Origin of the sequence: Streptomyces decoyicus, from assembly GCF_019880305.1 — a bacterium.
GTDB classification, from domain to species: Bacteria; Actinomycetota; Actinomycetes; order Streptomycetales; family Streptomycetaceae; genus Streptomyces; species Streptomyces decoyicus.
In genome coordinates, this window is record NZ_CP082301.1 from 8,392,187 (window position 1) to 8,405,461 (window position 13,275).

Genomic DNA, 13,275 nt, shown 5'->3' on the forward strand with positions numbered 1-13,275 from the left:
CACATGCACTGGCCCCGGGCGATCTTCCCGGGGCCCTTGACGGCCTACTTCTCGGGTTCGGCATGGGCCTTGCGCTGGGCTTCGGTCTTGATCTTGTCGACGGCGATGCGGAAAGCGTCAAGGTCAAGGTATCGGCGGCCGGCTGATGGGCGAGTTCCTGGAGTGGGCCGCAGGACGCTTTCATGCGCCCGCCTGTGGTCCAGGTGCTCCGCCCGGTGCGGCTCCGTCAGCGGCAGCCGGTGCAACGTGTCCCAGTGGCAGCTAGTACTCCAGCTGTAGATCGTGATCTTGCTGGTGGGGCGAGAGTGCCAGTGGTGCATGGCACTTCAAGGACTGGTTGCCATCTGTATCTCGGCGCCTCAAGTGGCGAGCGAGCGGGCACGCGAGTTGGCGTTGGTCATTGCTGCCGCTCTCCGAGCGATGCGGACCGGCTGTCAGCACTGGACAAGACTGCGGATGAGCCGTTGTAGGACTGTGTGCGGCGTGTCATCGATCATTGTCGAGTGATGCTTCACAGCCGCCGGACGCGCAACACGCCGGTCAGCATCGGCAGGGTGAATTCGCCGTGGGCGGTCTCCGGCCTACTCGCCAGGAAAGCGCGGATCCGGCCCAGCGTGGCTTCTTGTTCCTGTTCTGGCATGACCAGCACTCCCGCGCGCGTCGCGATGGTCGCGACGAGGGAGTCGGCGGTGCGGCGCTGCCCGTGGGGGAACTCGGCCTGCTCCGGTGAGCCGAGCCGGGCGGCCACACCAGCCTTCGGAAGGTGCATGTTTGCCGACTCGGCACGCCAGCTGATGGGCGTGTCGCGCGGGCCGACGGCCGCGCTCCCGCTGACCCGCGCGAGCCCGGAAACCCACTCGACCCGGTCGTTCATGACGTTCCACAGGCCGGCCAGGGTGCCGCCGGGTGCGAAGACCCTGGCGATCTCGGATCCCGCGACGGTCATGTCGAACCAATGCATGGCGTTGCAGGCCGGCACGGCATCTGCGGCCACCGTTGATCATCGTGAGTTGCGTGGACTGGGCACTCGCATTGACCGCGGTTCACCGCTTGCCAGGGCATGCCGCGGGCATGGCCCGGTCGGAGACGGCTGATGTGACGCCGAGCTGCCCTCGTGGGCGCGCGGACGGGCACAAGGGCACAAGGGCCCAAGGGGACAAGCGTCCATCGAGGTGGTGCTGATGCAAGTGCTCGATGGGGTGCTTGGCCTGGGGCTCGCTTCCGGAGTGGGGAGGGGAACCGAACCCCGCTCTCGAAGGCTGCCACGATGCTCAGCTGCCTTCCGGCGTATCCGGAGCCTGGGAAACGACTGCTTGGGCGGGTGAACGCGAGGTCGGCAGGCTTGCGCCATGGCCGCCTTCTGAGTCCCAGACCGAAACCAGGGACAGTTCCGTCTCCTCCGCGATCCGGCGTTGCTCCGCTTCGTCCATCAGGGCGCTCGCGGTGAGGGCGCCCAGTGGGTCGGCGGCCTCGGCCATGAGCCGGGCGGCTGCGGCGGGGGTGGTCTCCGGAGGGATCACCAGCAGGTCCCAACGGCCGACGCCGTAGGAGAGCAGCAGCAGCTTGTGGGGATCTTGCTCGGCGTTGAACCAGCCGACACCCACCACATGCCCGTTGACGGGCACCTTCCGAGGGATGACCGGCCAGAACGTGGGGTTCACCGTGACGTGGGTGATCCGCCCCCACAGCGGGTCGAGGGCGGCCGTCAGCGCGGGAAGTTCCGCCGTGAGGTCATGGGAGCGGGGCCACCACGCACCGTCAAGCAGCGACGGAGCGGTGCCGGCCGGCGCCAGCATGAGTCGGAGGGGCAGCGAAGCGGTCCGGTCTTCGACCGCTGGCGAATACCGAATGGTCGTGGTCATGACGCGGACCCTGCCCCGGGCCGACCGGAACCGGCCCGGTGTCGTGAATCGCCGAAAACGACACGAGCATTGGGAGCTGGTGTACGAATTACTCTCGGTAGGTCCAGCTTACTCCCGTTAAGGCCCGCCGGACCGATCCGGAGCGAGCGAGTGCAGGGCGCAGGAGACCTTGGGGTGGGCCGTCTGAGCATGGCCTCGCCAGGGAGACGAAGACCACGCGTAGGGCCGTGTGGTCAGCTGAGGAATGACAGCCGGACCTGGCGTTCCGGGTTGTCCCGGTCGGTGTTCACCAGCACGACGGACTGCGAGGCCCCCAGCTCGAGCTCACCATCGACCACGGGCAGCGTGGCGTGTGGTGGGACCAGAGCCGGGAGCATGCGAGCGATGCTGTGACCAGGACTGCGGGGGCGGTCTTGCGAGCGGTCGTCCATGGGAAGAACGTCGCGGAGGGCCGCCAACAGGTCATCGTCGCTGCCTGCGCCGGTCTCGATGATGGCCAGGCCGGACGTGGCGTGGCGGGTGAAGATGTTCAGCAGTCCGTTGTGCCCGTGAGCGGCCTCCCGGAGGAACGCGGAGCATGCGTTCGTGAGGTCGTGCAGCGTCTCGGCGGAGCTGGTGGTGATGGTGATCGTGCGGGTGGTGAAGGTTCCAGCCATGGTTCACCGGTACCCGTCGCACAGCCCGAGCACTGACGGCCGGATGGGTTGTTCCCCCGAACTCCGCCGCAAGGCCGAGGGCGGACCGCCTGCCAGGCCTCACTGCATGACGATGGTGATCGATCCGGTGCCGCCGGCTCGTTGGTTGGCGGCCTCGGCTTCCTGGTAGGTGACGTACTGACGAATGGTGCCGTCGGGCAGGTCCCATCGGTAGCCGACGACGGTCTGAGGGGATCCCCCCGCCGCAATTGCATGGCATGGCTGCCGTCCTTTCACGTTTCGGTTCTTCAGTGCCGGATTGGGCCGGGCGTCGTTGCCTGACTCCGCGGTCCGTGTGCGTCTCTCCGGGAGGTGCCGCGCAACGAACAGGTAGGGAGGCGCTGGTCAGGCCGGCCACCGTGAGGCGACTCCCGCCAGGTAGGAGATGGTCGGGGCAGTCGCCGCAGCTGGAACCATGGAGGCGGCCCTGCCAGCTCCACGCGGGGCCTTGGGGCTGTGAGAGCCGCTCGGCTGTCCGGGGCCGATGCCGGAGGGGAGCACCGGCCCCGTCCTCACTCACCTGTGAGCCGTCCGCGCACCGACAGCCGGGGTTGTCACACCCCCGGTCTCTGTCCTGCCGGTGGCGTGGAGTCGGCCGGCTCACGGGTAAGTTCGAGGGGCTGTCCCCCGTCCTTCCACGACGGGGGACAGCCCTTGAGGGGCAGGCCGCTTACCGGAAGGCCCTCAGGTCAGGGGCGGCACTGCGTGGACCAGACCTGTGTGCCAGTACCGCACCAGGACCCGTCACGCCGCCCCGGTCGATCGGGCGCAGGCCGGTCACGCCGGCGGGAAGCAGGGCCTCAGGGTGTTGGTGGCCTGGACCGGGACGCCGCCGACGGTGGCGGTCGCCGTGTAGCTGCTGGCGCTGATCTGCAGGATGGACAGGCCGGCGTTGAGGGTGGCGACACCGGCGGCGTTGGTCACCGCGGTGCCGACCGGCAGGCCCGAGACGAAGAAGGTGACCGGGACCCCCGCTTGCGCCGGCCTGACGGTGGCCGTCAACGTCGCCACGAACAGGTGCGGAATCGGGATGGGCAGGTGGGCCCGCCAGCAGGCGGGCGACGCACTCAGCGGGCCCGTCTGCTGTACGACGGTGGTGGTGAGGGGCGCGGAGGCCACGCCGGTGCACGCGCAGCCGGTGCCGGCCGCGGTGACGGTGGCAGTGATGACGGCGGGCCCGGCGCTGTTGAAGGTCAGCGATCCGGTGGCGACACCCGCCAGGTTGGTGGTGACGGTCACCGGGACCGCACCACCGGTGAAGGTCACCGACCCACCCACGACCGGCAGACCGTTACAGCTCACCACAGCCGAGACCGGAGTCGGCTGCCCGACCACCACCGGTCCGGCCACCGGCTGGATCACCACCTGGCAGGACGGCTGCGGAGTGACGGTGATGGTGAGGGGTGCGGAGACGACGCCGGTGCACGCACAGGCGGTGTCGGCCGCGGTGACGGTGGCAGTGACCGTGGCGGTTCCGGCGGTGTTGAAGGTCAGCGATCCGGTGGCGATACCGGCCGCGTTGGTGGTGGCGGTTACCGGGGCCGCTCCACCGTTGAAGGTTACGGAGGCACCCGAGACCGGCAGACCGTTGCAGGTCACTACAGCGGACATGGGGGTCGGCTGGCCGGCAACCACAGGTCCGACCACCGGCTGGACCACGACCTGGCAGGTGGACAGGGCCGGGACGGTGACCGCGTTCGTGTCCAGGGTGACGGCGGCGCCGAGAGCCAGCAGCCGGCCGTCCACGATGGCCCCCGTGGTGGCGGTGATCGAGGTGTTGGCGAGGATGCTGCCCCTGATGGTGGAGCCGGCGCCGAGCGTCGCGGAGCTGCCGACCTGCCAGAAGACGTGGCTGGACTGCGCGAGGCCGGCGAGGTTGACGTTGCCGGTGGCTCCGGTGATGAGCGTGGTGTTCGTCTTGAAGATGAAGACGGCGTTGGGGTTGCCCTGCGCGTCCAGGGTCAGTGTCCCGTTGAGGGTGAACGTGCCGGAGGCGGAGTTGTACACGCCGGGGAACAGGGTGGTCCCGCCGAGTTCCGTCGCGACAGTGGCCGTGACCGGTTGCACAAGTGCGTTTCCGTACCCGATGAGCAGGTCGGCCTGGGCCTGCGCCGCGGCAGCGTCGTTCACGTGGATGGTTCCGGTGACCGTTCCGGGAGGGAACCCGGCACCGCACCGGCGGGGCTCACTCCGAGGTCGCCGTTGACCACGGTGAGGCCGGTGTTGGTGATCGCCGTGTTGGCGAGCACCCCGTAGGTGGAGGCGGTACCCAGAGGTACAAGTGTTGCCATCGTGGATTTCCTTTTCTGGGGCTTCCGGGGCAACCCTGATGCCGCCCTGGAACTGTGGGAGTTCGGCGCGCTTGCACCGCTTGTGACCGGCGCTTTGGGCATACGGGGTGAGCTGTGTGCCATGTGCTGCGCGCCGGGATGAACATAAAGGCTTCGACCGAGCGTGGTGTGCGCACTCGCCACAGCTGCCTGAGCGCACTCAGCCGTCGGCGCTCGTACCGCGTGCTCCTGGTGACGCTGCACCGGAGGTCCCTGATGCCGGATCGTCGCCTGTGCCGGACACCGAGGGTGTCCGGGATCCAGGACTGATAGAGAACTGGGGGAGCCTGGAAACCGGCGGAGTTGTCGCCCGAGTCGGTCGCTTGGGCGTGCCAGCGGTCGGTGGAGCCCGGTGGGAGATGGGATCCGCCAATTCCGGTACGGTCGGACGCAGCGGAGTCGGCAGCGTGAGTTGTTTTCCGCTCACCACGAACTACGGCAGTTGCTGCCTTTTCGGCTGAAAGCCCTTGCCCATGTCGAGCCCTCGCGATCTAGGTCTGTATGGAACTAGTTCGGGGCTCCTCACAGGCTGACCGTCAGTCAGCCAACAGCTGGGAGGGGCAACTGACCAGCCGTCCAAGGAGCACCCATCAGGAAACGCCGCTGACCTCTACCGGCCAACCGGCAACACATGAGTCCTCGAGAGGGATGGGCGACCTTCGGACTCACTATTGCTATTTAAGGCATCACCGGCTGCTTAAACAGTTCAGAGCCGTCGTCACCCGCTATGGCAATCGCGGGTAGGTCTTCCTGGGCACCGTCTCCGCAGCCGCACTCCATATCTGGCTGCGATCATGGCCGGAGCAACTGGCGCTATCTGATCAGGTACGTCGGCTGACTGGGACGCCCTGCAACCTCTCCGGGCCCCGGCCGGACAGCGTGAGTTCGCTGCGCCTGCCGGGGTGCGTGATCGTCGTCATTGGTTTGCGGCTCATGCTCAGACCAGGGTGGAGATGCAGAACGGGTGGCCTGCGGGGTCCAGCAGGACCCGCCACCGGTCGGGGTCCGGCTGGAATTCGGGCTTGACGGCCCCCAGGGCGAGCAGCCGGGCTTGGGCAGCATCCAAGTCATCGACGCCCAGGTCGATGTGGGCCTGCTTTTCCTGGGAAGGGTCCGGCCAGGTGGGACGGCGGTAGTCGGCCAGCCGGTTGAATCCCAGTCCGGCCGCGCCCTCCTGGCCGAGCAGGACAAAGTGGTCAGTGGAGAAGACGGTGGGCAGGCCGAGGGCCTCGCCGTAGAAGCGGGCGAGTTCGGCGGGGTCCGGGCAATCGAAGGTGACGGCCGAGTAGCGGAACGTGGGTGCGGAGGTGTTTCCCGTGTGCATGGAGAAGACGCTACGGCGGGACCAGGACAGATTCAGTCCTGGTCATGTGGAACACTTCAACATGTGATCAGCGCATCCGCCCGCCTGCTGCGATTGGTCTCCTTGCTGGTCGCCCGGCCGTTGTGGACCTGCGGTGAGCTGGCCGACCGGATGGCGGTCACCGACCGCACGGTGCGGCGGGACATCGCCAAGCTCCGGGAACTCGGCTACGCCGTCGAGTCCGAGCCTGGGCCATGGGGCGGATATCGCCTCCGTGCCGGTTCCCGGGTGCCACCGCTGATCCTCGATGACGAAGAAGCACTCGCCGTGGCCGTCGGGCTGCGCGAGGCTGCGCTGAGCGGTGCTCTCGGCGGCGACCAAGCCGCACTGTCGGCGCTGCTGAAACTGCGGCAGGTTCTGCCGCAGCGGATCGCGGACCGGCTGGGCGAGATGGACGCCGCCTTCGTGCACACCCCCAGACCCGACGAGCCGCAGATCACGCCCGGCATGCTGCTGGAACTGGCCTCCGCATGCCGCCAGGGTGAGCGCGCCCGCCTGTCGTACCGCGACTGGGAAGGAAGGGCCACGGTCCGGGACGTTGACCCGTACCGCCTCGTCCACACCGGACGCCGGTGGTACTTCGTCGCCCGAGATGTGGCGCAGGGCCAATGGCGGACCTTTCGGGCCGACAGGGTCGGCCAACTACAGCCAACCGGGCACCCGGTGGAACTCATCGACCCGCCCGACCCGGCGCTGCTCGTCTCCCGCTCCGTCGCGACCGGCCCCTACCCGCTCTCCGCGACCATCCGCCTCCCGGTGTCCATGGACCAAGCTCTGCGGCTGATCCCGTCGACAGTCGGTACCCACCATCCCGAAGGCCCCGACGCCACGATCGTCGACATCGGCGGTCCCGACGCAGACGGGCTCGCCAGGTATCTCCTCAGCCTGGCCACACCCCTGCGGGTCCTGTCACCGGAGGCTGTACGGCAAGCCCTGCTGCGCCGTACCCAGGAACTCTTCGAGGACAACGCAAATGGTCAGCCAGGGTAGCGACGTTGCATGAGAACGAGCGCCGAACCCAGATGACGCGAGCAACGAGCTACTGATCGCAGAGACGCTGCCCAGTTCGTCGGTGCCCGGTCGGTGCAGGTCCCAGTGGGTGGCAACGTACTCGAGAACATGCTCGTACAGGCAGGGCAGCAGACTGATCGCAGTGTTGATCCGATCAGGGTGCCTGACCAGGCTGATGACCAGTTCGGGCGTCACGCGAAGTGTGCGCAGGATGCCGCCGAAGTGGGCGGCCGTGACCTGAGCTGCGAGGTCGGCTAACTCCTGGTCGTTCGTCGGCTCCAGAAGCCGCTTGCGCAGCGCCAGGGCGCCTGAAGGGAAGAGCCGGCCCCCACCCCTCCGGGAAGAGCCCCCGGATTCTGTCCCGCAGTGCGAACCAGATCCCACGCTGCTGCGGAGCCAGGAGGCGTTCGCGAGAGCCGGTGGCCGGGAATCGCAGGTCGTTCACCGCAGGATCCAGCCAGGAGATCGCTATATCGCCAATTGCCACCGACCTCCACATAGTGCGGCAGTGACCGGGCTACACATGAGGCTGGCATGCCGCGCCGGAATTCCGGCGCGGTGAGGGTTCTCGGGGGAGGTCCGGACGCTTGCTCACGATCAACGTGGTCGTACTGCTCACTGTCATCGTCATCCTGCGGCTTCGTCGCCGAACCGAAGCCAGAAGCCGGGCCGATGAGAAGCTGACCGTGGTGATTGTGCTGGCGCTGGGCGTGCTGATCGCCCCGACGCCCGTGGGGCACGGAATCCTGGACTTCCTCACCCAGTTGGTCAACGGCGTTACGCGCGCCGGCCCGTGAACCCGGAGACGGGACAGCGCCGGGACACCGCCGGCCCCGAGCCGCACGACCACATAGGGGGAGCCTTGGCCGCACCAGCACGACGACGTCGTCCTGCCCGCACCCGCCGCCCCGCAAGGAAACCGCGCCGCCCGACCGTCCGGCGCCGTGCGCGTCAGGCGGCCACCAACCGCCTCCTCGCAGCCGCCTTCGCCCTGGCGCTTGCCATCGCGGCCTTCCGGGAATACCCGGTCACCAGCAGTCTCCTGACCGCTCTCGTCCTCGCCGCGGCCGCGGTCTATTTCCTCGTCAGCACCGGGCACCTCCGCCTCCTCACGCGCCCCGCCACCAGTCGAGCGGACTGCACCCACGCCATCGCCGCGTACCAGCACCTGACCGGCCCGCAGTTCGAGCACGCCATCGCCGACCTCGCACGCCGCGACCCCACAGTCCGCACCGCCACCGTTTCCGGCGGCAGCAACGACCGCGCCCTCGACGTCCTCGTCCAGCTCACCGACGGCCGCCGCATCGCCATCCAATGCAAACGCCATGCCCCGAAAAACCGAGTCGGTGCTCCCGTCATCTACGCCGTCAACGGCACCTACCGCGCCTACCATCGCTGCGACCAAGCCGTCATCGTCACCACCAGCTCATTCACTCCCGACGCGCAACGCGCCAACGCCGAACTCGATCATCCGCTGCGCCTCATCGACGGCCGGGCCCTGGCCCGGTGGGTCTCCGGCGGCCGTCCGCCCTGGGGAGCCTGACCACCATGGGCAGGGTGCAGGCATGTCGATGTCGGCGGTTTGATGAAGACCGTGGGTCTCCTTCGGGCCCGGACCGTGCTGTTGCCCGTGGCGCTGCGAAGGCGGTGCGTCGCCGCCTTCGCCCCTATGGCCTGGTACTCAAGTCCGGCATCTGGTATCTCGTGACCGCTGCGGAGAGTCGGACCGGGACCTACCGGGGCACCCAAGTCCTCGACGCGATGCTGAGCGAGACCAGCAGGCCCCCATCGAGCAGTGCTGTGAGCCGGGGTGCGGCTCCACGTAGAGTTCGACCCCATGGCCTATCAACCCCCGCCGACAGCACTTCACTTAGGCGACCGGGAGGGGGGCAGAGACAGGCCCGTAGCGCGTCGCCGAACGGCTGGAAGCGAAGTGCGGCACCGCATGCAGGCAATCGATCGGGGGAACGCGCGGTGAAGTGACGGCGACTGCGCGCAAGACCCTATGGAACCCCCGGCCGACATGGGCATGCCCCGTTGAGTACCTGTTTCCGATCCCAGGGCGGGGGTGAGGGGAAAGACCCGTCAGAATCAGGACATGCGTTTGTGGACAGTGCAGCCCCGTGCGGTCATCCAAGAGCTGGAGAGAACGGGCTTCCTGGTCGGGGACTGGAAGTACGTGGAGCCTCATGGCGCCCGGCCTACCGGGTGATGACCGCGGACCACAGCCCGCCCTGTGGCAGAACCTGGGCGCCCTGCGCCGGCACCAGCGGTTCGGTAAGTAGGACGGCCGCGACGGTGCACAGCATCCGGCTCGGGCGCCGTTGGACCAGGTCGTAGGCCTTGGCCCGCGAATACCCCAGCGCCTCTGGAAGTGTCCTCCGAGCTCCCCGTTCCGTCCGTGGCTCGGTCCGTCGTGAAACGCAGTCGGTGGAGAGCACGGTGCCCGCGGCTGGGGAGCGGGCGATGCAGGAGCTGGACAGTCGTGCAGCCGGTGTCCCGCGCGCACGGTGCGCGGGACACCGGGTTCTCATGGCTCGGTGTTCTCTTGGCTCAGTTCTTGCCGGTGACCGAGGTGTCGGTCACCGTGCACTCCGGGCCGGCAGTTGGCCGCAGTCACCGCCGGCGCACTTGCTCAGCCAGTCGGTGAAGTCGGCGTCGTACCTGGTGCCGATGGTGTCGCGGAGCAGGCTGTGGGCGGCGTCGTACTCGCCTGCGCGGTAGTGGCCGAGCAGGGTGGCCACATCCTCGGGGTGTGACTGGAGCATGTACCGGACGCCCAGGTAGCCCCACTGGTAGATACGGGTGGTGTCGGCGTTGTCGTAGGTGGTGTCGAAGAGCTGGCTCAGCTGGTACGTGCCCTTGCCCGCCTCCTCGATCGCCCGGTCGTAGGTGATGCCGCGGTACGAGTAGGAGACGTACTCGGCGAAGCCCTCGACCCACATCACGGTCGGAGTGGTCTGACCGGCTGCGAAGTCGCCGTGCATGTCGAAGCGACCGTCGAGGTAGTGGGTGTACTCGTGGTTGAGGTTCCAGATCTGGAAGGCGCCGTCCTGGGCCGGCTGCTCGTAGGCGATGAAGCGCGGCTGGTTGCCCTCAGCGGCCGGGTCGCCCTCCAGGTACATGCCGCCGTTGTTGGTGTCGATACCGAAGACGACACCGGCGTAGGTCTTGTAGTCGGTGCTGGAGTTGAAGGCGACGATCTCGATGTTGGTGTTCTTGTCGTCCTTGACCGGGCCGTTGTCCTTGACGATGCCGTGGAAGACCGGGTCCTGCTTGAGGATGCTGTCGCACGTGGCCGAGAGTTCGGACGCGCTCAGCTCCTGCGCGAGGATCTTCGCGCTCGGACCGCATTCGTGCTTGATCGTCAGAACCGCGTCGCGCACGCGGTTCTGCAGGTCACAGGTGTCGTACTCGGCGCAGTTCGCCTTATCGAACTCATTCGTCATCTCGGCGAGGCCGACCCAGAGCGGGGCGGTGCGCCCAGTGATCTCGCTGCGGCCGAGCAGCTCCTTGACCAACGGCTTCACGGTGTCCTTGAGTTCGGCGTGCTGCAGGAAGCGGCTGAGTTCCCGTCCGGCGTTGCTGGCCAGGTAGGACTTGTCGGTGCCGAGCAGATCGTCGTGGGCGACGGCGAAGTCACGCAGTCCGGTGAGGACGCTCGGGTCGGCCTTCACGGCTTCCACGAATTCCGGCAGCTGGTGGCCGCGGAACAGCACGGTGTAGGTGTTGTTGACCGCCGCGAGCATTCCGTAGAACTGGTCGTACGACGAGTTGTAGTCCTTCTGCAGACGCTTGACCACGTCGAGGAACCGGGCGTTCTCTTCGGAGCTGTCGATCAGGGTGACCGTCTCGGCCAGGGTCTCTCCGTTGGCCTCGGTGACATCGAAGGCGTGGGACGAGCCGAAGAAGCCGTCCAGGGCGCCCTGAATGGCGCTCTTCAGCGCCGGGCCGTATTCGCCGACGTTCTCCGGCTGGTTGTACTGGATGTAGTAGCCGGCCCGCAGGTACAGCACCGCCTGGGCGGCGGAAGTGCTGTTGTCCCCAGGGTAGTTGGCCGCGACATCCTTGAACGCGTTCGCCACCGTGACCATCTGTTCCTCACGGAAGAGGGCCTTGGAGTCCTCACCGGACACGTTGAACAGCGTGTTGATGCAGGTGGTTTCCGACTGCTTGATCTGCTCGACCAGTTCGGTGCCGGTCTTCGAGGTGAAGTCGCTGACGTTGCAGTCCGCCACGGCCTTCGCCGCGGAGCGGGCCTTCTTGCGTTCTGCGGCGTTCTGGGCCGCGGGGAGCGGAGGGTGCAGCGCGGAGTTCGCGGGCTTCGTGGCCGATCGCGAGGGGGCGGCGGCGTGTCCGGGTGCGAGATCGGCGGCGAGCACGGTGGCGGAGGCGGGCTGTGGGGCGGGGGCCGACCTCGGTGCGGGCTTGGGTGCCCCGGCGTCGGCCGGTGCCGCCTCGCCGTTGGGGGCGAGCATCGTCAGCCCCAGGCCGGCGGCGGCCACGGTGGATATCAGCAGTTGGGCGAGTTTCTTCGCTGTGGGGGGTCTACGCATAGCGATGGCCTCCAGGGCCGGTCGGCAGCCGCGCGAGGGGCACGGCAAGTGTGGGGGTGCGGACCTTGCTGGCAACGGGAGTTGAACACTCTCGGAGCTGTCATGCCCGCGAAAAGTGTGACCGTACAATGTCACAGTTCACGTGTTAGTGAGAAGAGGGTGGCACGTAACAGAACGAGCCCCTTTTTCGTCCCTCCAGTGCCGTCTCGCCGGGCTTCGGTGAGCGCCGCGGCGCTGGTTTCGACGGAGAGGCCGGCCCGTCAACGGCCTTGACGTGGTGGCTTTTCGGGACTTGCCGTGAAGCCGGTGCTGTCCGGGGAGCCCCTCCGTGGCGGGGGGCCGCCGCCCGAGCGCCGCCGCCGTTCGCCGGCCCGGGTGGGTCAGGGCGCGACCGTCACCGGCCGGGCCGCGTGCGGGTTCAGTTCACGCCAGCGCGCGTACACCGGGCTGTCGCTGCAGGTGGCCAGATAGCCGTCGGCGACTCGGCGCAGGATTTCGGTGCCGTACGGTGCGAGCGGGCCGTCGTGGTGCCAGGCCAGAATGTGCCGGTACCACAGGGGGTTTTCGGCCAGGGGGCGGACCGAGACGCCCGGTACCTCGGTGAACGTGGCCTGGCAGAGGCTGACGGCCAGGCCTGCCCGCACGATCTCGATCAGCTGCCGCCCCTCCGCTTCATAGGGGGCGAAGGGAGCGCGGCCGGCCGAGGTGCAGACGGAAGCCCAGTACTCGGGGGTCCGGTCGCTGTCGGGCCGGGGGACCGCCCAGTCCTCCTGCAAAAGGTCGGCCAACGGGACCTCGTCCCGCGTGGCGAGCGGGTGGGCCGCCGGCAGGAGGGCGAAGACCGGTTCGCTGACGATCGTGTGGAGTGCCACGCCCGCATGCTGCGGCAGCTCCTGGCCGGGGTGGTCGCCGAGTACCGCCGCTTCCAGGCGGCGCGCGGCGAGGTCGTCGAGCAGAGCGACGGGGGAGTACTGGCAACGGCAGGTCCGGTCGGCGTCGGGCAGCAGTGCTCGGACGGCCAGGAGGAGGTGCCCCAGAAGCGGGGCGCCGACCGAGCCGACGCGGATCCGGTCCGCGGCTGTCATGCGGCGGGCGGCACGGGCCGTGTCGGAGAGCATTCCGTCGATGCCCGGCAGTATGGCGCGCGCCCGTCCGATGACCAGCTCGCCGAAGGGCGTCGGGACGGTGCCCGACTGCCGCCGGTCGAACAGGGGCCCGCCCAGAGCGGCCTCGATGCGGCGCAACTGGGCGCTGAGTCCTGGTTGGGTCATACGGAGCGAGGCGGCGGCGCGGGTGAGGCTCCCCGCCTCGGCGATCGCGCACACCACCCGCAGATGCCGTATCTCCAGGTCCATGGCGCGGATGTTATGGACTGACGACAGCTTTCGGACAGGGGCGTGCGTCCGCAGTCTTATGTGACATGACACACGCGATGGGTATTTATGGAGAGGTAGTGAT

The 13,275-nt window shown here is 68.2% G+C and carries 13 protein-coding genes; 4 read left to right on the forward strand and 9 right to left on the reverse strand.

The genetic code is table 11. From position 1 onward, the window contains the following. Nucleotides 1-511: 511 nt before the first annotated feature. From K7C20_RS36770 to K7C20_RS36800, 7 genes are all read right to left on the reverse strand, one after another. Complete coding sequence (locus K7C20_RS36770) at nt 512-994, reverse strand: hypothetical protein (RefSeq protein ID WP_245171474.1); 483 nt, start codon at nt 992-994, stop codon at nt 512-514. A 277-nt stretch (nt 995-1,271) separates the two neighbouring features. Beyond that, entirely contained in the window at nt 1,272-1,862 is a 591-nt protein-coding gene (locus K7C20_RS36775; RefSeq protein WP_030075150.1) for a DUF5994 family protein, read from the reverse strand. A 233-nt stretch (nt 1,863-2,095) separates the two neighbouring features. Further along, complete coding sequence (locus tag K7C20_RS36780) at nt 2,096-2,518, reverse strand: YjbQ family protein (RefSeq protein ID WP_030075149.1); 423 nt, start codon at nt 2,516-2,518, stop codon at nt 2,096-2,098. A 99-nt stretch (nt 2,519-2,617) separates the two neighbouring features. Continuing rightward, nucleotides 2,618-2,794, reverse strand: coding sequence for a DUF7196 family protein (locus K7C20_RS36785; RefSeq protein ID WP_167352523.1), 177 nt, complete (start codon nt 2,792-2,794; stop codon nt 2,618-2,620). Between the two features lie 540 nt (nt 2,795-3,334). Beyond that, entirely contained in the window at nt 3,335-4,687 is a 1,353-nt protein-coding gene (locus K7C20_RS36790; protein WP_052414220.1) for an ice-binding family protein, read from the reverse strand. Further along, a complete protein-coding gene (locus K7C20_RS36795; RefSeq protein ID WP_160328742.1) occupies nt 4,684-4,848 on the reverse strand; it encodes a hypothetical protein in 165 nt (54 codons plus the stop codon). The genes K7C20_RS36790 and K7C20_RS36795 overlap by 4 nt, the downstream gene beginning before the upstream one ends. Nucleotides 4,849-5,824: 976 nt before the next feature. Beyond that, entirely contained in the window at nt 5,825-6,211 is a 387-nt protein-coding gene (locus K7C20_RS36800) for a VOC family protein (RefSeq protein WP_030075148.1), read from the reverse strand. 63 nt (nt 6,212-6,274) lie between these two features. Here K7C20_RS36800 and K7C20_RS36805 point away from each other — a divergent pair, with 63 nt between their 5' ends. The 4 genes from K7C20_RS36805 (at nt 6,275) to K7C20_RS39725 (ending at nt 9,244) form a co-directional block, all read left to right on the forward strand. Next, a complete protein-coding gene (locus K7C20_RS36805; RefSeq protein WP_030075147.1) occupies nt 6,275-7,240 on the forward strand; it encodes a helix-turn-helix transcriptional regulator in 966 nt (321 codons plus the stop codon). 608 nt (nt 7,241-7,848) lie between these two features. After that, nucleotides 7,849-8,058: a hypothetical protein gene (locus tag K7C20_RS36810; protein ID WP_030075145.1), complete on the forward strand. Its 210-nt coding sequence runs from the start codon at nt 7,849-7,851 to the stop codon at nt 8,056-8,058. 65 nt (nt 8,059-8,123) lie between these two features. Then, nucleotides 8,124-8,804, forward strand: coding sequence for a restriction endonuclease (locus K7C20_RS36815; RefSeq protein WP_030075143.1), 681 nt, complete (start codon nt 8,124-8,126; stop codon nt 8,802-8,804). Between the two features lie 5 nt (nt 8,805-8,809). Continuing rightward, nucleotides 8,810-9,244 carry a WYL domain-containing protein gene (locus K7C20_RS39725; protein WP_457852761.1) on the forward strand — a complete coding sequence of 145 codons (435 nt, stop codon included), beginning with the start codon at nt 8,810-8,812 and terminating at the stop codon, nt 9,242-9,244. Nucleotides 9,245-9,843: 599 nt separating this feature from the next. Here K7C20_RS39725 and K7C20_RS36820 read toward each other — a convergent pair. Both K7C20_RS36820 and K7C20_RS36825 read right to left on the reverse strand, forming a co-directional pair. After that, nucleotides 9,844-11,817 (reverse strand): collagenase, encoded by a 1,974-nt coding sequence (locus K7C20_RS36820; RefSeq protein WP_030075142.1) that lies wholly within the window; start codon nt 11,815-11,817, stop codon nt 9,844-9,846. A 380-nt stretch (nt 11,818-12,197) separates the two neighbouring features. After that, nucleotides 12,198-13,172 carry a LysR family transcriptional regulator gene (locus K7C20_RS36825; protein ID WP_030075141.1) on the reverse strand — a complete coding sequence of 325 codons (975 nt, stop codon included), beginning with the start codon at nt 13,170-13,172 and terminating at the stop codon, nt 12,198-12,200. Nucleotides 13,173-13,275: the final 103 nt, after the last annotated feature.

Bases quoted from the DNA above. Each gene is read 5' to 3' on its own strand.
- K7C20_RS36820 (WP_030075142.1), bottom strand. From the start codon at position 11,817: ATGCGTAGACCCCCCACAGCGAAGAAACTCGCCCAACTGCTGATATCC.
- K7C20_RS39725 (WP_457852761.1), top strand. From the start codon at position 8,810: ATGGGCAGGGTGCAGGCATGTCGATGTCGGCGGTTTGATGAAGACCGT.
- K7C20_RS36825 (WP_030075141.1), bottom strand. From the start codon at position 13,172: ATGGACCTGGAGATACGGCATCTGCGGGTGGTGTGCGCGATCGCCGAG.
- K7C20_RS36795 (WP_160328742.1), bottom strand. From the start codon at position 4,848: ATGGCAACACTTGTACCTCTGGGTACCGCCTCCACCTACGGGGTGCTC.
- K7C20_RS36800 (WP_030075148.1), bottom strand. From the start codon at position 6,211: ATGCACACGGGAAACACCTCCGCACCCACGTTCCGCTACTCGGCCGTC.
- K7C20_RS36775 (WP_030075150.1), bottom strand. From the start codon at position 1,862: ATGACCACGACCATTCGGTATTCGCCAGCGGTCGAAGACCGGACCGCT.
- K7C20_RS36780 (WP_030075149.1), bottom strand. From the start codon at position 2,518: ATGGCTGGAACCTTCACCACCCGCACGATCACCATCACCACCAGCTCC.